This window comes from Actinoplanes sp. L3-i22, assembly GCF_019704555.1.
In the GTDB taxonomy this organism is placed as follows: Bacteria; Actinomycetota; Actinomycetes; order Mycobacteriales; family Micromonosporaceae; genus Actinoplanes.
Window position 1 is genome coordinate 9,389,088 of the sequence record NZ_AP024745.1, and the last position, 20,076, is coordinate 9,409,163.

Below are 20,076 nucleotides of genomic sequence, written 5' to 3' on the forward strand. Positions count from 1 at the left end.
AGGTGGTCATCGCAGGGTGGTGCTCCAGATCTCGCGCGGGTTGAGCGCCCGCTCGCCGTCGATCTCCGACTCGCCGACCATGCCGGTACGACCGTGCGAGACCCGGTCGTTGTCGACGATCACGACGTCGCCGGTCTCCATGTTGAACTGGATCTGGTTCGTGCTCCGAGCGGCGGCGGCGACCAGCGCCTCGGCGGCGGCGAGATACTCCGGGCCGATCTCGGATCCGCCCTTGTTGTCGCCCAGCACGGCGAGCAGGTCCTGCTTCATCCGCACGCCGTGGTCGAACTCGTCCTGGGCGTCGGACAGCGGGTACACCAGCGGCAACTCCGAGATCGCCTCCTCGACGTTCTTCGACCGGAACACCAGGGGGCTCTCGGTGAGGATCTTCAGGTGCGACTGGAAGTCCTGGTCGGCCGCCTCGTTCTTGAACAGGTCGTGCCACCGCACGAAGATCGACTCGCCGTTCTGCCCGGCCGGCAGGTCACGCCAGCCGGCATCCACCATGTACATGGAGAAGAACGCCGGCCTGGGGTCGGTCCAGGCACGCGCCGAGTGCGGGGTGAGCGACCCGTCGATGTAGTGCACGGACGAGGACTGACGGGTCTCCGGCGCCCGGTACTTGACCCGGTTGAGCACCGGGTGCGGCTCGTCGTCGTGCATCTTCCCGGAGGCCGAGTAGTTCTCGAACGGCTCCCCGAAGGTTCGCAGGAAGGCGACGTACGCGTCGGGCTCCCGGGGGAAGCCGTGAATCAGCGCGATGCCCTGGTCGTCGAGAACCTCGCGGACCCGACCGGCGAGGTCGGCGTCGACGCGGCCGTCCGCGTCGATCGCCGTCTCCTGGATCCGGGCGGCGGTCAGCACGTCTGTGGATTTCACGTTGTCTCCCATCTGTGGTGCGGAATCGGTACTGATTCCGGGCAGCCGAATTCGCACGGCATTCCATACGGAGTGCCGCTCCTGTCAAGAATGTTCGGGGAAAACCGCTGTGACGCTTATAGGAGCGGCGCCCCGAGAGCGGTCTGCGCCATTCCCAGCGAGTACGGTATTCCGGCCGCGCTCAATTGCCCGGCGAGTATTTCCGCGGGCGGATTGGTCTGCGCCCAGGAAGTCGGTGGTTTCAGCTGGAAACGGGGTGCGGTGACGTGTTCGGCGACGCCGGTGGCGGCGTCCGTGGCCAGGTCGGGCCAATATCCCGCCATTTTCGCGCCACCGACGACGATGTCGGTGAAAAGCCCGAGCAGCAGCAGGTTGGTGGCGTTGTCATAGAGGAACGGCTGCCCGCCCGTGCCGCCCTCGACGAGTCTTCCGGTGGCCCCGTCGAGAGTCCGCTCCCGGTCCCGCAGGCCGGCTCGCAGTCCCGGATCGCCGGCGCCCAGCCAGGCTGCGGCGACCTCGACCAGCCACTGCAGCGGGACGAACAGGGTCCGGCCGGGTTCGGCCACCCCGCCCAGCCGCTCCTGGGCCGCGGCCAGGATCATCGAACTCCACGCCAGATTGCTCGCCGCGCCGGCCCACTGCCAGGCCTCCCGGTAGGCCACCGGGACCCGATCCACGTCCTGCCGCGCGTCGATCGGCGCGCAAGCGTGCACCGTGACGTGCTTGCGGGACTTGTTCCGGCTCTGGAACACGAACTTCTCCAGGGATCCGGACGGCGCCAGCCACCACGCGTACGGCCGCCATCGCAGGTCCGACAGCGTCGCGTGGGTCAGCACGGCCCGGACCTGGAAGACCCCGGGATCGGCCCGTGCCATCCGGGCGGCGTGCACGTGTGAGTCCGCCCGGGGGAAGAAGACGTTGGCACTGGCGTGCGGCGTCGTCGCCACGACGGTCCCGGCGTTCAGGTAGCGGTGCAGCCCGGCGGTGTCGTGGCCCAGCGACGCACGGGCCGCCGCACCACCGGGGCCGGCCACCTCACCCGTTTTCCACGCCTGCTCGACACGTTCGGCAAGAAGCGAGCGCAGCAGCAAATTCGAACCTTCCCCGTACGCGATCTGCATGGCAAGAAGTGGGCATCGCCGGGCGGCCGAATGCAGCTTTCCGGGTGCTCATACAGGGGCGCCGGTGCCCTTTACTGAGCTGCAGAGGGGTGACGGACAGCCGTTTTACGAGGTGTACGAATCCATGCCGAAAGCCTCCCCATGACTTCGAAAATCGCTCAGACGGCGCCCACCCTGTCAATAGGGTGATTCGCTATCCACGATGGACGACGGTACATGACCATCCGACGAACGTTCGGTTAAGAACCTGTGGCAAAGATCATAAATACGGCCTCGGATATATTTATGCAGACATAAGCCCTGGTCGTGGGCGGTACGGACATTTCGCGCCCTCGCGCGGACGGCGGGCGCTTCGCCCCGGCCGGGATCTCGTCGAGCGCACGGCTTCGACGGCGTGGACGGCTGACACCGCCCACGCGAGTTGATCTCGCTACCGACGCTATGGATCGACGACTTTCCACACCCATGACAGATGTCATCGATCTTGAGCGACCTTCGGACGGGCCGGACCGGGCCTCAGATCCAGTCGGTGTGGCGGGGCCACGCGAGCAGGGTGTCGACGACCTCGGTGGTGGCGGACGGCGGCGGCGGAGCGGCGGAGCGGTAGCGGCCCTTGAAGAACAGCAGCGGGTCACCGTCCCGGCATTCGCCCAAGGTCTGGACCTCGCCGGTGACTATGGCGTGGTCGCCGCCCGGGTGGACCGCCGCCACCGCGCACTCGGCCCAGGTCAGCGCGCCGTGCAGGATCGGGGCGCCGAGCGGGGACGGGGACCAGGCGACGCCGGCGAACTTGTCCGGGTGGCTGGCGCCGAACGCGCGGGACAGCTCGTGGTCGCCCGCGGCGAGGACGTTGACGCAGAACACGCCGGTCTCCCGGATCCGCTGCCAGGTGCGCGAGGTCGCCTGCGGACAGAACAGCACCATCGGCGGGTCCAGCGAGAGCGGCACGAACGCCTGGCACGCGAACCCCGCCGGACCGGCCGTGGTGATGATCGTGACGCCGGTGCAGAAGTGGCCGAACACCCGGCGGAACTCGCGCGCGTCCACCCGGGTCGGGGTGGTCACCCGTGGCCGCCGGCCGCGAACCGATGGCCCCACACGCTGTGCGCGGTGGTCTGCCGGGCCACCCACGTGGTGTCGTCGACGGTCAGGCCGGCCGTGCCGTATTCGATGTCGAAGCCGCTCGGGGTCCGTACGTAGAAGGAGATCATGTCGTCGTTGGCATGCCGGCCCAACGTGGAGATCATCGGGGCCTTGTTCCGGGCGCAGCGGTCGATGGCCCGGCCCACGTCGTCGACCGACGCGGTCTCGGTCATCAGGTGGATCAGGCCGGTGGGCGCCGGGATCGGGGCGAGCGCGACGCTGTGGTGCCGGGGGTTGCAGCCGAGGAAGCGCATCCACAGCGGTTTGTCGCCGGGCTCCGCCCCCACCAGCGAGGGGTGCAGCACCATCGAGTCGCGCAGCCGGAAGCCGAGCACCTCGGTCCAGAAGCGCAGCGACGCCTCGTCGTCGAAGGCCGGCAGGACCACGTGGCCCATGCCCTGATCGCCGGTGACGAACCTGGTCCCGTACGGGCTGATCGCCGGCCGGGTGTCCAGGGCCGCGCCGCAGAAGAACTCGAGGTGGTTGCCGGCCGGGTCGTCGACGCTGATCATCTCGGCGACGCGCCGGGCGGCGAGCTCGTCCGCGCCGGCCGGTTTGAAGCCGATGCCGGCCGCCTCCAGGACACCGATCAGGCCCGCGAAATCCGACGGCGAGGCCACCTCCCAGCCGCTGGCGGCCAGGCGATCGACGGCACCGGGCACCACCACGATCCGCGCGGGCAGGTCGTCCATGCGCAGGTAGACGGCGGCCGGGTCGGGGCCGCGGCCCTCGACCATGCCGAGCACCTTGACGCCGAACTCGCGCCAGGCCGGCACGTCGGTGGCCTCGACCCGCAGGTAGCCGAGGGCTCGGATGAGAGTCACGGACGGTCCCCTTCCAGGAAGTCGAACGCCAGGCGGTTGAACTCGTCGAACTTCTCCAGGTGCGCCCAGTGCCCGCAGCCACCGAAGACGTGCAGCCGGCAGCGGCGGATCACCTTCAGGGCGACCAGCGCGCCGTCGAGCGGGTTGACCCGGTCCTCGCGGCCCCAGACCAGCAACACTTCGTTGCGCAGCCGGTGCGCGTCCCGCCAGAGCAGGCCCTCCTCGAAGTGCGGGCCGGCGAAGGAGGCGCCCATGGCCCGCAGCGTGGCGGAGTCGCCGGCGGTGGCCAGCCGCTCGTCGATCAGCTCGTCGGTGATCAACGCCGGGTCGAAGACGAGCGTGCGCAGGAACGCCGCCATCCGCTCGCGGGTCGGGGCCGCCCCGAACGCGCCGAGCCGTTTGACCCCCTCGGTGGGGTCGGCGGCGAACACGTTCAGGCTGAGCCCGCCGGGGCCCATCAGCAGCAGCCGCCCGGCCCGCGACGGGTGGTTCAGTGCGAACCGGACCGCGGTGCCGCCGCCGAGCGAGTTGCCGATCAGGTCGACCCGGTCGAGGCCGAGCTCGTCGAGCAGTGCCGCGAGCGCGTCGGCGGAGTGGGTGAAGTACTGCCCGGTGAGCTCGCCGAGCTCGGATCCGCCGTATCCCGGCTGGTCGACCGCGAGCGTGTCGAACGTCTTGGCGAAGACCGGGATCGTACGCGCGAAGTTGCTCATCGCCGAGGCGCCCGGTCCCCCGCCGTGCAGCAGGACGACGGGTCGGGCGCCGGTGGGTCCGGCCCGGTGGAACGAGAGTGTCATGGCCGCCTCACACCATCGCGTCGGCGACGGACAGGCCGAACTCGCCCCGCCCGTACATGGACAGGGCCCGCTCGGGGTCGTTGATCGCGTGCACCCGGCCGGCGTGCGCGTCCCGCCAGTAGCGCTGCATCGGGTGGCTCGTGTAGATCGCCCGGCCGCCGGAGTTCTCGAACAGCCGATCGACGGCGGCGATCGCCAGCTCGGTGCCGCGCACCTGGTTGCGGCGGACCCGCAGGCGCAGCCGCATCGGCGGTCTTTCCCCCGCGGTGACCAGCGCCATCAGCTCGTTCATGTCGGTGGTCAGGGCGAGCCAGGCGGCGTCCACGTCGGCGGCGGCCCGCGCGACCCGCACCTGCGAGTACGGATCCTCGGCGGCGCGCACCCCGGCGTAGGCCGCCCGGACGCGTTCGCGCATGTAGGTGACGTGCGCGTGGTACGCCCCGGTGGCCATCCCGACGATCGGCGTGGTGATCGTGTTCGGGAAGATCGACCCGTACGGGATCCGGTAGAGCGGGGCCGTGTTCAGCTCCTGGCCGGGGCAGACGCAGCGGGCCGTGTCCCCGAAGCTCAGCGACCGGTACGCCGGGACGAACGCGTCGGCCACCACGATGTCGTTGCTGCCGGTGCCGCGCAGTCCGATGGTGTGCCAGACGTCCTCGATCGTGTAGTCGGCGGCCGGGATCAGGAACGTGCGGAAGTCGGCCGGGGTGTCGCCCTCGCCGGGCACGATGCCGCCGAGCAGCGCCCAGCTCGCGTGGTCGCTGCCGGACGAGAAGCTCCACCGGCCGCTCACCCGGTAGCCGCCGTCGACCGCCGAGATCTTGCCGGTCGGGGCGTAGGACGAGGACATCAGCGTGCCCGGGTCGTCGCCCCAGACGTCCTGCTGGGCCCGGTCCGGGAAGAGCGCCATCTGCCAGTTGTGCACCCCGATCACCGAGGCGACCCAGCCGGTGGACCCGCAGGCGGCGGCGATGTCGCGCACGCAGCCGAAGAAGGTGACCGGGTCGGCCTCGCACCCACCGAATCGGGCCGGCTGGAGCAGCCGGAAGAAACCGGTGGCCGACAGGGATTTGACGGTCTCCGCGGAGATCATCCGGCGGTCCTCCGCCTCCTGCGCCCGGTCACGTAGAACGGGTAACAACTCTCGGACTCCGGAGACGACCGCTGCGGCGCCTTCCATGAGATCACCTCGGATCTGCTTGGCTGACCAACGGAACGGTCCTTATACTAGAACACGTTCTACTTGCTGGGCTACCGAAGGGATTCGGGGAGCGACATGACCGACGGCGGAACACCACGCACGATCGACACCGGGGTCCTGCCGATCAGGTTCGCCCGCGGCTGGCACTGCCTGGGCCTGGCCGACTCCTTCCGGGACGGCCGGCCGCACGCGATCGAGGCGTTCGGCACCAGGCTGGTGGTTTTCGCCGACTCGGCCGGCGCCCTGCACGTGCTCGACGGGTACTGCCGGCACATGGGCGGCGACCTGACGATGGGCACGGTCAAGGGCGACGAGATCGCGTGCCCGTTCCACGACTGGCGCTGGCGCGGCGACGGGCGCTGCGCCGCGGTGCCCTACGCGCACCGGGTCCCGCTGCGCGCCCGCACCCGCTCCTGGCACGCCATGGAGCAGAACCGGCAGTTGTTCGTCTGGAACGACCCGCAGGGCGCGCCGCCCCCGCCGGAGGTCACCATCCCGCGGATCGAGGGCGCCTTCTCCGACGAGTGGAGCAGCTGGACCTGGGACTCGATCCGGATCGACGGCGCCAACTGCCGCGAGGTGATCGACAACGTGGTCGACATGGCGCACTTCTTCTACATCCACTTCGCCTTCCCGACGTTCTTCAAGAACGTCCTCGAAGGCCAGGTGGCGGCGCAGTTCCTGGAGACCCGGCCACGGCCGGACGTGCCGATCACGGCGAAGCAGTCCGGCGACGCGACGCTGCGCTCGGAGGCGGCGTACCACGGGCCGTCGTACATGATCGACTACCTCTACAACAACTATCGCGGGATCAACGTCGAGTCGGTGCTGATCAACTGCCACTACCCGGTCTCGCCCGACTCGTTCGTGCTGCAGTGGGGCGTGATCGTCAAACGGCTGCCCGGGCTCACCAACGAGCAGGCGGCGAAGGCGGCGCTGAAGTTCGCCAAGAGCATCGGGATCGGCTTCGAGCAGGACGTGGAGATCTGGAAGCACAAGAGCCGGATCGACAACCCGCTGCTCTGCGCCGAGGACGGCCCGGTCTACCAGCTGCGCCGGTGGTACGAGCAGTTCTACGTGGACGTCGAGGACGTCACCGAGGACATGGTGGCCCGCTACGAGTTCGAGGTCGACACCACCCGGGCCGTCGAGACCTGGACCGCCGAGGTGGAGGCGAACCTCGGGCAGCAGGCCGGAACCGCGTCATGACCCGGGCCGACACGCTCACCGAGCGGCAGGAGTACCTGCGCGGCGGCTACGCGGAGCTGGGTTGCCGCAGCTGCGCCGCGGTGGTCCTGGTGCGCAAGTCGAGCCTGCGGCAGACCAGCGTGCAGTGGACCACCGAGGCCGCCCGGCAGTGCCCGACCGAGCTCGGCGCGCTCGTGCCCACCTGCCCCGGCCTACGCGCCAGCATCGATCAGGCGGTCCGCGCCGGGCTCCTGGACGTGCCCTGATGTCCCACCGGCTGCGCGTCGCCGAGGTGATCACGGAGACCGCCGACGCGCACTCGCTGGTGCTGGCCGTGCCACCGGAGCTGGCCGCGGAGTTCGCCTACCTCCCCGGGCAGTACCTGACGGTGCTGGTGCCGCAGGACGGTGGCGCGGTGGCGCGGTGCTACTCGCTGTCCAGCTCTCCGCACACCGACGAAAACCTCAAGATCACGATCAAACGGGTACGCGACGGGCAGGTCTCGAACTGGCTCTGCGATCACGTCCGCGCGGGTGGCACGCTGGAGTTGCTGCCGCCGGCCGGCGAGTTCATCCCCGGTTCGCTCGACGACGACCTGCTGCTGCTCGCCGGGGGCAGCGGGATCACGCCGGTGATGGCGATCATCAAGTCGGTGCTGGCGCGCGGGCGCGGGCGGCTGCACCTGGTCTACGCGAACCGGGACGAGCCCTCGGTCATCTTCGGCGCCGAGCTGGCCGAACTGGTCCGGCGGCACGGCGACCGGCTGACCGTCACACACTGGCTGGACAGCGAGCGCGGCGCCCCCGGTCCGGACGCGCTGGCGGCTCTGATCGCCGGCGAGCGCGGGCTGACGTCGTACGTCTGCGGCCCTGAGGTTTTCGTCGGGATCGCCCGTGACGCGCTGCAGCGAGCGGGAGTGCCGCAGGATCGCGTGCGGGTCGAACGGTTCACGGTGGAACAGGTGATGACCGCGGACGCGACGCTCGAGGTGGAGCTGGACGGGCGGACGCACCGGCTGCCGTGGCCGGCCGGCAAGCGGATGCTCGACGTGGTGATCGAGGCCGGCCTGAACCCGCCGTTCTCGTGCCGGCAGGGGCACTGCGGGGCGTGCGCGTGCCGGCTGCTCGCCGGCAAGGTCGAGATGATCAACAACGAGATCCTCGAAGCGGAGGATTTCGCCGAGGGATACGTGCTGGCCTGCCAATCCGTGGCGCGCAGCGAGAACGTGACGATCACCTATCAGTGAGTCCGGGGATTTGGAAGCTTTCAATTGAGAGTCTTCCATGTTTCTATCGCATGAATCGCAGTACATCCCCTTCCGAAAGGAAACTGCGCTCATGCGATCCATCACCAGGAAAGCGCTTGCCTCGGCGGCCGTCGCCACGGTCGCCCTCGGCCTGCTCGCCGCCCCGGCGTTCGCCGCGACAGTCGTGGTCAGCAACGTGACCGACCTGACCAGCGCGATCAAGAACGCCACCGCCGGCACCGTCATCCAGGTCCGCGCCGGCACCTACTACCCGACCGCGACCCTGCAGTCGACGAACAACGGCACCTCCGGCTCGCCGATCACGCTAACCGCGTACGGCTCGGAGGTCGTCAAGATCAGTGGAACCAGCCTCCCCAGCGGTTCCTGGATCTTCAAGCTCACCGCCGACTACTGGAACGTCTCGAACATCACGTTCCAGAACTCCCCGGACAGCGCGGTGGTCTGCCAGTCCTGCATCGGCACCAACTGGAACAACATCAAGACCATCAACGGCGGGGACTCCGGTTTCACCCTGACCGGCGACGGGACCTCGAACAACACGGTCAAGAACATCGACTCGTACGGCAACTACGACGCCGCCGAGCACGGGGAGAACGCCGACGGGGTGGCGATCAAGTTCGGGTCCGGCACCGGGAACCTGGTCACCGGGGCCCGGCTCTACAACAACTCGGACGACGGCATCGACTTCTGGTCGTTCTCCTCGCCGGTGACCGTCGAGCACACCTGGTCGTTCGGCAACGGCAAGAACCGCTGGAGCGACTCGGCGTTCGCCGGGGACGGCAACGGCTACAAGCTCGGCGGTGACGGCGAGACCGTGGCGCACGTCGTGAACAACTCGGCGGCCTGGGACAACGCCGGCAACGGCTTCACCGAGAACTCCAACAAGGGTGCGATCGTGATCAACCGGACGACCGCGTACAAGAACGGCAGTTGGGGTTACTACTTCGCCACCAGCTCGGCCAAGCTCGGCAAGAACCTGGCAGTCGGCAACGGCAGCGGCACGGTCTCGAAGGGCTCGTCGGTGACCTCGGCCGGCAACAACTGGGACAGCGGGATCAGCACCCCGTCGTTCGTCTCGACAGACGCCACCACCTGCTACAACGCGCGCAGTTCGAGCGGCACGCTGCCCGCCACCACCTTCCTGACCACGGGTAGCAGCACGATCGGCGCCACGATGAACTAAGACCTGCCCTCGGCGGCCAGGTGGACCGCGATGTCGATCAACTGGTCCTCCTGGCCGCCGACCAGGCGCCGCTCGCCGGCCCGCACCAGGATCTCCGCGCCGGAGACCCGATAGCGCTCGGCGAGCGCGTAGGCGTGGGTGAGGAAGCTGGAGTAGACCCCGGCGTAGCCCATGATCAGGGCGAGCCGGTCGAGCTTGCACTCGTCCGGCATGACCGGGCGCACCACGTCCTCGGCGGCGTCGACGATGGCGAAGAAGTCCACGCCGGTCCGGATGCCGAGCTTGTCGCAGACGCCGACGAACGCCTCCACCGGGGTGTTGCCGGCGCCGGCCCCGAACCGGCGGGTGCTGCCGTCGATCTGCTTCGCCCCGGCCCGCACCGCGAGGATCGAGTTCGCCACGCCGAGCCCCAGGTTCTCGTGCCCGTGGAAGCCCACCTGGGCGTCGTCGCCGAGCTCGGCCACCAGCGCGGCGACCCGGTCACCGACCTGGTCGAGCACGAGCGCGCCGGCCGAGTCGACGACGTAGACGCACTGGCAGCCGGCGTCGGCCATGATCCGGGCCTGCGCGGCGAGCACCTCGGGCGGCTGGGAGTGGGCCATCATCAGGAAGCCGACGGTCTCCAGGCCGAGCTCGCGGGCCAGCCCGAAGTGCTGCTCGGTGATGTCGGCCTCGGTGCAGTGGCTGGCGATCCGGCACACTGTGGCGCCGTTGCCGGCGGCCGCCCGGATGTCGTCGAACAACCCGATCCCGGGCAACATCAGGAAGGCGATCCTGGCGTTTCGAGCGGTGGAGACGGCCGCCTTGATCAACTCTTGCTCCGGCGTCCTCGAAAGGCCGTAAGTGAAGGATGACCCGCCCAAACCGTCGCCGTGGGTCACCTCGATCACCGGCACACCGGCTGCGTCCAGGGCTGCTACGACTTTTTCTACTTCGCCGGTGGTGAACTGGTGACGTTTGGCGTGCGAGCCGTCTCGTAGTGTGGAGTCGGTAATCCGGATCATGCCGCCAGCTCCTCTCCCACGCGCGTCGCGGCCGCCGTCATGACGTCCAAATTGCCCGCATATTTAGGCAGGAAGTCACCCGCACCGGAAATCTCCAGAAAGATCGCCACTCGTCCGGCATCGAACTGCGGCTCGCTGAGCAGGCGATAGCCGGGGACATATTGAGCCACCGCGGCGGCCATGTCTTTGATGGACGCGGCGACGGCGTCGACATCCGCGTCGGGGCCGATCGCGCAGAACACCGTGTCCCGCATGACCAGCGGCGGATCGGCCGGATTGAGCACCACGATCGCCTTGCCCCGGGCCGCGCCGCCGACCTTCTCCAGGGCGCGGCCGGTCGTCCGGGTGAACTCGTCGATGTTGGCCCGCGTCCCCGGCCCGGCCGAGCGGGAGGCGACCGTCGCGACGATCTCGGCGTAGCTCACCGGGGTGCGCCGCGACACCGCGTACACCATCGGGATCGTCGCCTGACCGCCGCAGGTGATCAGGTTGAGGTTGGGCGCGCCGAGGTGTTCGCGCAGGTTGACCTCGGGCACCACGAGTGGGCCGACCGCCGCCGGGGTGAGGTCGATGGCGCGGATCCCGGCCGCGGCGTAGCGCGGCGCGCAGGCCCGGTGGATCGCCGCCGAGGTGGCCTCGAAGACCAGGTCGGGCAGCGGGTCCTGGGCGAGCAGCCAGTCCGCGCCCGTCGCGCTGACCGCGAGGCCGAGGTCGGCGGCGCGGCGCAGCCCGGGGCTGTCCGGGTCGATGCCGGCCATCCAGCGCGGCTCGATCGACGCCGAACGCAGCAGTTTGTGGAGCAGGTCGGTCCCGATGTTGCCGGACCCCACGATGGCTGCCGTCAGCACAGGGACAACCTCACTTCGCCGAGGCCGGTGAAGACCGCGTGGAATTCGTCGCCGGCGTGCGCGTCGACCGCGCGGGCGCACGCCCCGGGCATGATCAGATGGCCGGCCCGCAGTCGCACGCCGAAGCCGGCGACCGTGCGGGCCAGCCAGGCCACCGCGGTCACCGGGTCGCCCAGCACCGCGTCGGAACGCCCCCGCACGACCGGCTCGCCGTTCTTGACCAGCACCGCGTCGATCCCCCGGATGTCGATCGCGCCAGGTGGCACCCGGCCCGCGCCGATCACGAACCCGGCCGACGACGCGTTGTCCGCGATCGTGTCGGCCAGGCTGATGTTCCAGTCCTCGATCCGGCTGTCGATCAGCTCGATCGACGGCGCGAAGGCCTCGGTCGCCGCCAGCACGTCCGCTTCCGTGCACTCCTCGCCGGGCAGGTCCGCGCCGAGCAGGAAGGCCACCTCGATCTCGACCCGCGGGTAGCAGTAGCGGGCCGCGTCGACCGGATCGTCCCCGGACAGCCGCATGTCGGCCATCAGGTGCCCGTAGTCCGGCTCGTCGACGCCCATCATCTGCTGCATCGCCTTCGACGACAGGCCGACCTTGTGGCCGACCACGGCGGCGTCCCGGCGCCGGATGTTGGCGAGTTGGATGGCGTACGCGTCGGCGGCGGTCAGGTCCGGCCACTCGGCGGTCAGCGGCCGGACCGGTTTGCGGTCGCGCTCGGCGACGCGCAGCCGGTCGGCGAGCGCGAGCCGATCAGGCTCGGTCAGCATGGGGACCTCCCAGATCCTGGCCGGTGGCCCCGCGGCCGGACCGGCGCTCGGCGAAGACAGCGGCGGCGGCCGCCCGGCCGGCCCGGCGCCCGGAGAAGACGCAGTCGGCCAGCGACAGCCCGCTCACGTAGCGGCGGGAACAGATGCCGACCGCGGTGCGCCCGGCGGCGTACAGGCCGGGCACGCCCACCACCTGCCCGGTCCCCTCGTCGACCCGCAGACCCCCGAGGGTGAGCATCGGCGCCGGGTAGGCGGTCCGGTTCCGGACCGAGACATCGATCATGGTGTACGGCGGTGGCCCCACCGTCGCGCCGGCGGTCGCGACCAGCCCGGCCGGGTCGACACCGGCCCGCCGGGCCACCGCCTCCACCGTCGGCCCGGTGACCCGCCCGAACGTGAGCAGCCACAACGCCTGCCACCGCTGGAACCACAACGTCTGCGACCAGAGCTGACGGCGGCACCGGGCCAGCGTGGCGGCGTCGAGCAGCAGCCAGGCCCGGCCGCCCGGCGCGCGCAGGATCGCCTCGCCGACCGCCGCGCCGTACCGGTTCAGGTCGCCGGCCCGCCGGCCGTCCCGGTCGACCAGCAGGCCGTCGAGCATGGCCGAGGGCGGGCTCACGAACCGCCAGACGCTGACCCGGCCGAGGTGTGCGGTGGAGCCGCCGGCCGCGACCCCGAGCCGGATGCCCGAGCCGTCGTCGCCGGGTGTGCCCAGCCGCAGCCCGCCCCGGTAGCCGGGCGCGTGCTCGCGCATCATGTCGCGGTTGAACACGTACCCCCCGGCGCACAGGACGACCCGGCCGGCGTCGATCCGCAGCGGGCGTCCGTAGCTCTTCTCCAGCCAGGCCACCGGCCGATGCAGTGCACGGCCCAGCCCGGGCAGGTAGAGGCCGGGCTGGACGGACAGCCGGTGCAGTGCCCGGTGCAACGGTCGCGCCCATCCGGGCAGGGTCCGGCACTCGACCCCGGTCACCCGCCCGTCCGCGTCGGTGATCAGCCGCTCGGCGCGGGTCCGCGGAAGGATCGTCACGCCACGGTCGCGCGCGGCGGCGGCCAGCCGGGCATAGAGCGTCCGGCCGCTCGTCCCCCGCGCGAGCACCCGGTGACCACGCGGCGCCTTCTGGCCGAACGCCTGCTCGCTGCCGGAGAAGTACAGGTAGTGGCGGTCGGTCGGGTACGACGTCTTGTACGGGCAGATCCGCGCGTCGAACGGCACGCCGAGCCCGGCCAGCCAGTCGAGCATCCCGGCGCTCTGCTCGCAGAACCTCCGCAACGTCTCGGCGCTGACCGTGTCACCGACCTCTTCACGCAGGTAGTCGGCCATCTCCTGGGGCGTGTCGGCGACTCCGGCGGCCTGCTGCTGCCGGGTGCCGCCACCGGCGTAGACGACCCCGCCGGAGATCGCGGTCGCCCCGCCCCCACCGAACCGGTCGAGCACCAGCACCCGGGCGCCGGCGTCGGCGGCCTCGATGGCGGCGCACGCTCCCGCCGCGCCGAAGCCGACCACCACGACGTCCGCCGTCTCGGTCACCGCGCCTCCGATCAGTGGTGCTCGATGCTCGATAACTATAACCTGTTCTAGTGGTGGTGACGGAAGAGCAGTTCGACCTGGTCGTGGTCGGCAGCGGCGGTGCTGGCCTGGTCGCGGCACTGACCGCAGCGCATCACGGGCTGCGCGCGATCGTGCTGGAGAAGGCCGAAACGTATGGCGGTTCTACCGCGCGTTCCGGCGGTGGGCTGTGGCTGCCGGGCAACGAGGTGCTGCGGCGGGACGGGGTGCGCGACACCGCCGAGGACGCCCGGGCGTACCTGGCTCACGTCGCCGGGCCGGACGTGGCGCCGGCGCGGCAGCACGCGTTCCTGACCGCCGCGCCGGAGATGCTGGCGTTCGTCCGGGCGCACACCCCGCTCGACTTCGCCTGGGTGCCCGGCTACCCGGACTACTACCCGGAGGCGCCCGGTGGACGGGCGCTCGGCCGCAGCATCGAGCCGCGACCGCTGGACGCCCGCCTGGCCGGAGAAGACCTGGCGACGCTGGCCGCGCCCTACCGGGCCGCGCCGGACGGGGTCGCGGTCACCCAGGTGGACTATCGGTGGCTGGCACTGGGGACCCGGCATCCCCGGGCGATCGGCACCGCGGCACGACTCGGTCTGCGGGGGCTGGCCGCCCGGCTGACCCGGCGCCGAAAGCTGACCATGGGGCAGGCCCTGGCGGCCGGGTTGCGAGCCGGGTTGCGGACGGCCGGGGTGCCGGTCCTGCTGGGCACGCCGATGACCGAGCTGCTGGTGGACGGGGTGCGGTCGGGTTCGCGTACGTTCCGCGCCCGGCGGGGCGTCCTGCTGGCCAGTGGCGGGTTCGAGCACAACGAGCCGATGCGGCGGAGATACCAGGACATCGGGGTGGACTGGACGGTCGGGGCGAGCGGCAACACCGGGGACGGGATCGAGGCCGGTGAGCGGCTCGGCGCGGCGCTCGACCTGATGGACGAAGCCTGGTGGGGACCGTCGATCCCGCTCACCGGCGGGCCGTACTTCTGCCTCGCCGAACGCAACCAGCCCGGCTGCCTGATGGTCGACGGCAGCGGGCGGCGGTTCGTCAACGAGGCCGCACCGTACGTGGACGCCGTGCACGCGATGCTCGCCCCCGGCGTGCGGCTGCCGGCCTGGCTGATCGCCGACCGGACGTACCGGGACCGCTACCTGTTCGCGGGACGCGGCCCGCGCGCGCCACTGCCACGCCGGTGGTTCGCGGCCGGGGTCGCGCAGCGGGCGGACACCCTGGACGAGCTGGCCGCGCGGATCGGCGTGCCCGCACCGGACCTGCGGCGCACGGTCGGGCGATTCAACGAGTTCGCGGCGCACGGGCACGACGACGACTTCGGGCGCGGGGACTCGGCATACGACCGCTACTACGGCGATCCGCGGCAGCGGCCCAACCCGTGCCTGGGCGCGGTGGCCCGGCCGCCGTTCTACGCGTTCCGGATGGTCCCCGGCGACCTGGGCACCAAGGGCGGGCTGCGCACCGACGAGCGGGCCCGGGTGCTGCGACCCGACAACACGATCGTCCCCGGCCTGTACGCGGCGGGCAACGCCAGTGCCACGGTGATGGGCCGCAGCTATGCGGGCGCGGGCGCGACGCTCGGGCCGGCCATGACCTTCGGTTATCTCGCCGCCCTCGACGTGGCCGGAGGCAGCTGATGCCGATCGATCCGGACATCGCGGTCGGCGCCGAACTGCCCGGCCGTGAGCTGAGCTGGGACAGCACCGACGGCTCAGCGGAGCGCGTCGAGGATCAGACCGCTCGTGGGCACCCCGGTGCCCGCCGTGACCAGCACCGGCCCGTCGCCCGGCACCTGGTTGACGGCCGTGCCCCGGACCTGCCGCACCGCCTCCGCGATCCCGTTCATGCCGTGGATGTAGGCCTCCCCGAGCTGGCCGCCGTGCGGGTTGACCGGCAGCCGCCCCTCCGCGATCACATGCCGCCCCTCGCCACGGCCGCAGAACCCGAGAGCTTCCAACTGCATCAGCACGTACGGCGTGAAATGGTCGTACAGCACGGCCGCCCGCACGTCCGCGGGCCCGAATCCGGACTGTCCCCAGAGTTGCCGGGCCACCACGTTCATCTCCGGCAGCGACGCCAGCTCGTCGCGGTAGTAACTGGTCATCACGAACTGATCCGGCCCGCTGCCCTGAGCGGCCGCGCACACCACGGCCGGCCGGCAGCGCAGGTCACCGGCCCGCTCCGCGGACGTCACCACGAGCGCCACCGCGCCGTCGCTCTCCTGGCAGCAGTCGAGCAGCCGTAGCGGCTCGGCGATCCAGCGGGACGCCCGATGGTCGTCGAGCGTGATCGGCCGCCCGAAGAACCACGCGGCCGGGTTCGTCGCCGCGTGCCGCCGGGCCGCCACGGTGACCTGGCCGAAGTCGTCGGTGGTCACCCCGTGGTCGTGCATGTACCGCCGGGCCACCATCGCCACCTGGGCCGCCGGTGTGGCCAGGCCCATCGGGTAGTGCCAGGTCGCGTCGATCCCGGGCGGCGCGGTCGCCTGCCCGAAACGGCGGCCGGACCGCTCGTTGAGCGCGCGGTAGCAGACCACCGTCCCGGCGATGCCGGCCGTCACCGCGAGCACCGCCTGCTGCACGACCGCACAGGCCGCGCCGCCGCCGTACCCGATGCGGCTCAGGAAGGTGAGCTCGCCGGCGCCGATCTCCCGGGCCACCGCGATCTCGGCGTTGTCGTCCATGCTGAACGTGGTCAGGCCGTCCACGTCGGACGGGCGCAGGCCGGCGTCGTCGAGCGCCGCCCGGACGGCCTCGACCGCGAGCCGCAGCTCGCTGCGCCCGGAGTCCTTGGAGAACTCGGTGGCCCCGATGCCCGCGATCGCCGCGGTCCGGGCGATCACGACGCGACCCGGACGACGCCGGAGACGTGCTCGCCGGCCGCCGTACGCCCGGCGACCGCCACCTCGTCACCGTGCGCGTGCCCGCTGAAGGTCAGCGTGTCGTACGCGTAGCACGGCGTCCCGAGCCGGATCTCGATGCCGCGCAGCACCACCTCCGGGCCAGCCCAATCGGTCACGTACCGCTGCACGAGCCCGGTCGTGGCCAGGATGTTGAGGAAGATGTCCCGGCTGCCGCGCCGCACCGCCGCGTCCCGATCGTGGTGCACGTCCTGGAAATCCCGGGTGGCCAGCGCGCTGCTGATGATCACGGTCGGGGTCACCGCGAGCTCCCACGACGGCAGCTCGACCCCCACCGGCCGCCACACCGGCAGCCCGCCGTCGAACCCGGCCTGAACCCGCGCGCCGATGCTCGGGCGCATGCCGCGCAGCTCGCCCACCATCCGTACCCCCTCGTCCAGGTCGACCAGCGCGACCGTCACCGGCGACCGGCGTCCCGGCAGCGGCGGGTGGTGGTGCACGACGTAGCTGTGGATGCTCCCGGTGCCGGCCGCCACCACGTGCCCAGGCTTGAACGCGCCGCAGACCGGGCATCCCGGACCGGGTGGATGGCGCAGCGCGCCGCACTCCCCGCAGCGCTGGATCCGCAGCTCACCGGCCTCGACCCCGGCCCAGAAGAAGGCCGAGTCCGGGCCGTGCACCGGCCGGATCGGCTCGGATCGCACCGGCGCCACGGCGCCGGGCCGGAACTTCAGCACCCGGAAGCTCATCCGGGCCACCGGCTCGCCGGAAACCTCCCAGACGCTCTCGGTGGTGACGAACCAGCCCTCGCCCAGCGCGGTCCGCTTCGGCCCGGCCACGCCGGTGAGCCGGCTGCGGACCGCCAGCGCCTCCCCTTCGCGCAGGTAGCGGTGGTATGTCTGGGCACAGTCGGTCGCCACCACCGACGTGTAGCCGTCCTCGTCCAGCACCGCCGACATCCCGCGCAACGGGTCGTCGCGGTCCTCGGCCGCCGGGCGCAGCCCGCGCATCGTCCACACCTGCGCCATGGCGGGCGGGGCCACGCCGTCGCGCTCCCAGACCGGGCTGGTGTCGCCGATCGCGGCCAGCCAGTCCCGGATCGCCGGCCGGTTCACCGGGTCCCGCGCCGTCCGCGGCGCCGACCACCCGGCCGCGGTGATGCGCTGAGCGGCCGCCTCGATCGTCTCGCCCATGCTGAGCCTCCTTGGCATGCCCTTCCGGCCCTCGCCCGGTCACACCCGGCCTCCCCTTACCTCGGCACCCTCGGCAGGCCCAGACCGGCCGACGCGATCAGCTCCCGCTGGATCTCGTTGACCCCGCCGCCGAAGGTGAGCACCAGGTTGCGTTTGGCCTGCAGGTCCAGCCAGGCCAGCAGCGCGGCGGTGGCCGGATCGGCCGGATCGCCGTGCCGCCAGACCACCTCCTCCAACTCCTGACCGATCCGCAGCAGGCGCTCCGAGGCGAAGACCTTGGTGGCGGACGCGTCGGCGACGTTCGGCTCACCACCGGTCACCTGCCAGTTGAGCAGCTCGTTCACCCGGCGGCAGGCCTCGGCGCGGGCCAGCGCACGACGCACGTCCGGGGTGTCGTGGCTCGCCGCCCAGCTCCGGACCCGATCGATGAACGCGCCGAAGCGCCCGGCCGGACCGAGCATCACCCGCTCGTGGTTGAGCTGCGCGGTCAGCAGCCGCCAGCCGCCGTTCTCCGCGCCCACCAGGCGGTTCGCCGGCACCCGCACGTCGGCCAGGTAGACCGCGTTGACGTGGTGCGCGCCGTCGCAGGTGATGATCGGCGTCCAGGAGTAGCCGGGGTCGGTGGTGTCCACGATCAGAATCGACAGCCCCCTGTGCCGGGGCGCCCCCGGGTCGGTGCGGCAGGCCAGCCACAGGTGGTCGGCGTCGTGCGCGCCGGTGGTGAACATCTTCTGCCCGTTCACCACGTACTCGTCGCCCTCCCGCACGGCCCGCGTCCGCAGCGCGGCGAGATCGGTGCCGGCCTCCGGCTCGGTGTAGCCGATCGCGAAGTGGATCTCGCCGGCCAGGATCCGCGGCAGGAAGAACTCCTGCTGCTCGGCCGAGCCGTGGGCCAGCAGCGTCGACGCCACGGTCTGCAGGGTCACCGCCGGCAACGGCACGTCGGCGCGCGCCGCCTCGTTCACGAAGAGCTGCTGCTCGACCGGCCCGAGACCGCCGCCCCCGAACCGCTCCGGGAACCCGAGCCCCAGCCAGCCGTCCCGGCCCAACCGGCGAACCAGAGCCCGATAGACCGCCCCGTGCCTGTCGATCAGCATCGCCGCGCGATCATTCTCGGTCAAAACCTTCCTGAGGTACGTCCGTAGCCGGGTCCGCAGAGCGAGCTGTTCCTCAGTCAGCGCGATGAACACCGGAGTCCCCCCATCGATCGAGGCAGTGCTCCGCGCCGCCGAGGTGACGGACCAGGTCACGCACCAGTTCGGTGTGCCGGTGCAACGGGTGGTCGGCGACCAGTCCGAGCCCGCCGTGCAGGTGGTGGCAGACCCGCAGGGCCGGCAGGACCTCGCTGCCCAGCCAGAACGCCCCGGTCCACAGGTCGGCGTCGGCGTCGGCGTCCGTACCGTAATCGTGGTCTCTGCCCTGGTCCTGGTCGAGACGCCAGTTCGCGGCGAGCGCGGCGAGGTGCATCGTGCGGGAGGCGATGTAGACGTCGGCGATCTGCTGGGCGACCGCCTGGAAGGTCGCGAGTGGGCGGCCGAACTGGCGCCGGTCGCGGACGTGATCGGCGGTCATCCGCAGGGCTCCCGCCAGCGCGCCGTCGCCGAGCGCACAGGCGCCGGCCATCGCGTACCGCTGGAATCGGCCTTCGATCCTGCCCAGCGGCTCGGCGGCGACATCCTCCAGAAGCAGCGTGAACTCGTCGGTCCCGGACGAGGCCGGGGTCCGCAGCAATGTCACGCCGGACGCGGATGGGTCGACCAGCGCGACCGTGCCGCGCGCCGGCACCAGGATCCGATGGGCCCGGTCGGCGTCCGGGACGGCGTGGCAGGTCCCGGTCAGCCGCCAGTCCTCGGTGGCCGCGACCGGTTCGCCGAGGGCGGCGGTCAGCACCCGGCCCTCCAGCACTCCCGGGAGCAGATCGCGCTGCTGCTCCGCGCTGCCCCAGCGCACCAGCGGCAGCACCCCGAGCGACAGCGTCGACCAGGCCGGCACCCGGGCGGCGTGCCGGCCGATCTCGGTGAGCAGCAGGCCGGTCGCCAGCGCGCCGAGCCCGGCGCCGCCGAGCTCCACCGGCACCGCGAGGCCGAGCAGCCCGGCCTGGCCGAGCGACTTCCACAATTGTCGCGGCGCGTCGCCATGGTCGCCCAGCACCTCGCCGGCAAGGCGGACGATCGCCTCCTGCGCGTTGTCGAGTGCGAAGTCCGGACCCATTCCGCTATTAGAACACGTTTCATTTC

19 protein-coding genes and 1 pseudogene are annotated in these 20,076 nt (G+C 71.4%); 5 read left to right on the forward strand and 15 right to left on the reverse strand.

The window, feature by feature from the left end; all coding sequences use genetic code 11:
• Positions 1-6 precede the first annotated feature (6 nt).
• From L3i22_RS41830 to hsaA, 6 genes are all read right to left on the reverse strand, one after another.
• Positions 7-879, reverse strand: coding sequence for a TauD/TfdA family dioxygenase (locus L3i22_RS41830; RefSeq protein WP_221322972.1), 873 nt, complete (start codon positions 877-879; stop codon positions 7-9).
• Positions 880-995: 116 nt separating this feature from the next.
• On the reverse strand, positions 996-1,970 hold the full coding sequence (locus L3i22_RS41835; protein ID WP_221322973.1) for a hypothetical protein: 975 nt from the start codon (positions 1,968-1,970) through the stop codon (positions 996-998).
• Positions 1,971-2,516: 546 nt separating this feature from the next.
• Complete coding sequence (gene hsaB / locus L3i22_RS41840; protein ID WP_221322974.1) at positions 2,517-3,065, reverse strand: 3-hydroxy-9,10-secoandrosta-1,3,5(10)-triene-9,17-dione monooxygenase reductase subunit; 549 nt, start codon at positions 3,063-3,065, stop codon at positions 2,517-2,519.
• Positions 3,062-3,967, reverse strand: a complete 906-nt coding sequence (gene hsaC / locus L3i22_RS41845; protein WP_221322975.1) for an iron-dependent extradiol dioxygenase HsaC — start codon at positions 3,965-3,967, stop codon at positions 3,062-3,064. Before hsaC ends, hsaB begins: the two co-directional genes overlap by 4 nt.
• Complete coding sequence (hsaD, locus tag L3i22_RS41850) at positions 3,964-4,764, reverse strand: 4,5:9,10-diseco-3-hydroxy-5,9,17-trioxoandrosta-1(10),2-diene-4-oate hydrolase (protein ID WP_221322976.1); 801 nt, start codon at positions 4,762-4,764, stop codon at positions 3,964-3,966. The genes hsaC and hsaD overlap by 4 nt, the downstream gene beginning before the upstream one ends.
• Positions 4,765-4,771: 7 nt before the next feature.
• Positions 4,772-5,944 carry a 3-hydroxy-9,10-secoandrosta-1,3,5(10)-triene-9,17-dione monooxygenase oxygenase subunit gene (gene hsaA, locus L3i22_RS41855; RefSeq protein WP_221322977.1) on the reverse strand — a complete coding sequence of 391 codons (1,173 nt, stop codon included), beginning with the start codon at positions 5,942-5,944 and terminating at the stop codon, positions 4,772-4,774.
• A gap of 96 nt (positions 5,945-6,040) precedes the next feature.
• Between hsaA and L3i22_RS41860 the strand changes: the two genes are divergently transcribed.
• From L3i22_RS41860 to L3i22_RS41875, 4 genes are all read left to right on the forward strand, one after another.
• Positions 6,041-7,174: a Rieske 2Fe-2S domain-containing protein gene (locus L3i22_RS41860; protein WP_221322978.1), complete on the forward strand. Its 1,134-nt coding sequence runs from the start codon at positions 6,041-6,043 to the stop codon at positions 7,172-7,174.
• Positions 7,171-7,419: a hypothetical protein gene (locus L3i22_RS41865; protein ID WP_221322979.1), complete on the forward strand. Its 249-nt coding sequence runs from the start codon at positions 7,171-7,173 to the stop codon at positions 7,417-7,419. The genes L3i22_RS41860 and L3i22_RS41865 overlap by 4 nt, the downstream gene beginning before the upstream one ends.
• Positions 7,419-8,399, forward strand: a complete 981-nt coding sequence (locus L3i22_RS41870; RefSeq protein WP_221322980.1) for a ferredoxin--NADP reductase — start codon at positions 7,419-7,421, stop codon at positions 8,397-8,399. The genes L3i22_RS41865 and L3i22_RS41870 overlap by 1 nt, the downstream gene beginning before the upstream one ends.
• Before the next feature lie 91 nt (positions 8,400-8,490).
• Entirely contained in the window at positions 8,491-9,603 is a 1,113-nt protein-coding gene (locus L3i22_RS41875) for a chondroitinase-B domain-containing protein (RefSeq protein WP_221322981.1), read from the forward strand.
• On the opposite strand, the gene dmpG is transcribed toward L3i22_RS41875, so the two are convergent.
• Genes dmpG through L3i22_RS41895 form a run of 4 tightly spaced genes read right to left on the reverse strand, consistent with a single transcriptional unit; the run spans position 9,600 to position 13,756 of the window.
• Positions 9,600-10,607, reverse strand: coding sequence for a 4-hydroxy-2-oxovalerate aldolase (gene dmpG / locus L3i22_RS41880; RefSeq protein WP_221322982.1), 1,008 nt, complete (start codon positions 10,605-10,607; stop codon positions 9,600-9,602). The genes L3i22_RS41875 and dmpG overlap by 4 nt on opposite strands.
• Positions 10,604-11,455 carry an acetaldehyde dehydrogenase (acetylating) gene (locus L3i22_RS41885; protein WP_221322983.1) on the reverse strand — a complete coding sequence of 284 codons (852 nt, stop codon included), beginning with the start codon at positions 11,453-11,455 and terminating at the stop codon, positions 10,604-10,606. Before L3i22_RS41885 ends, dmpG begins: the two co-directional genes overlap by 4 nt.
• Entirely contained in the window at positions 11,449-12,225 is a 777-nt protein-coding gene (locus tag L3i22_RS41890; RefSeq protein ID WP_221322984.1) for a 2-keto-4-pentenoate hydratase, read from the reverse strand. The genes L3i22_RS41885 and L3i22_RS41890 overlap by 7 nt, the downstream gene beginning before the upstream one ends.
• Positions 12,209-13,756: an FAD-binding protein gene (locus tag L3i22_RS41895; protein WP_255657569.1), complete on the reverse strand. Its 1,548-nt coding sequence runs from the start codon at positions 13,754-13,756 to the stop codon at positions 12,209-12,211. The genes L3i22_RS41890 and L3i22_RS41895 overlap by 17 nt, the downstream gene beginning before the upstream one ends.
• 50 nt (positions 13,757-13,806) lie before the next feature.
• On the opposite strand from L3i22_RS41895, the gene kstD reads away from it, so the two are divergent.
• Positions 13,807-15,423 (forward strand): 3-oxosteroid 1-dehydrogenase, encoded by a 1,617-nt coding sequence (gene kstD, locus L3i22_RS41900; protein ID WP_221322985.1) that lies wholly within the window; start codon positions 13,807-13,809, stop codon positions 15,421-15,423.
• A gap of 74 nt (positions 15,424-15,497) precedes the next feature.
• Here the strand turns inward: kstD and L3i22_RS41905 are convergent, their stop codons facing one another.
• The 5 genes and pseudogenes from L3i22_RS41905 to L3i22_RS41920 form a co-directional block, all read right to left on the reverse strand.
• Positions 15,498-16,628, reverse strand: a complete 1,131-nt coding sequence (locus tag L3i22_RS41905; RefSeq protein WP_221322986.1) for a lipid-transfer protein — start codon at positions 16,626-16,628, stop codon at positions 15,498-15,500.
• Entirely contained in the window at positions 16,625-16,993 is a 369-nt protein-coding gene (locus L3i22_RS54085; RefSeq protein ID WP_255658762.1) for a MaoC/PaaZ C-terminal domain-containing protein, read from the reverse strand. Before L3i22_RS54085 ends, L3i22_RS41905 begins: the two co-directional genes overlap by 4 nt.
• Positions 16,976-17,839, reverse strand: a pseudogene (locus L3i22_RS41910) (bifunctional MaoC family dehydratase N-terminal/OB-fold nucleic acid binding domain-containing protein); the annotation flags it as partial. The gene L3i22_RS54085 and the pseudogene L3i22_RS41910, both read right to left, overlap by 18 nt.
• 56 nt (positions 17,840-17,895) lie before the next feature.
• Positions 17,896-19,029 carry an acyl-CoA dehydrogenase family protein gene (locus L3i22_RS41915; RefSeq protein WP_221322988.1) on the reverse strand — a complete coding sequence of 378 codons (1,134 nt, stop codon included), beginning with the start codon at positions 19,027-19,029 and terminating at the stop codon, positions 17,896-17,898.
• Positions 19,010-20,050: an acyl-CoA dehydrogenase family protein gene (locus L3i22_RS41920; protein WP_221322989.1), complete on the reverse strand. Its 1,041-nt coding sequence runs from the start codon at positions 20,048-20,050 to the stop codon at positions 19,010-19,012. Before L3i22_RS41920 ends, L3i22_RS41915 begins: the two co-directional genes overlap by 20 nt.
• Positions 20,051-20,076: the final 26 nt, after the last annotated feature.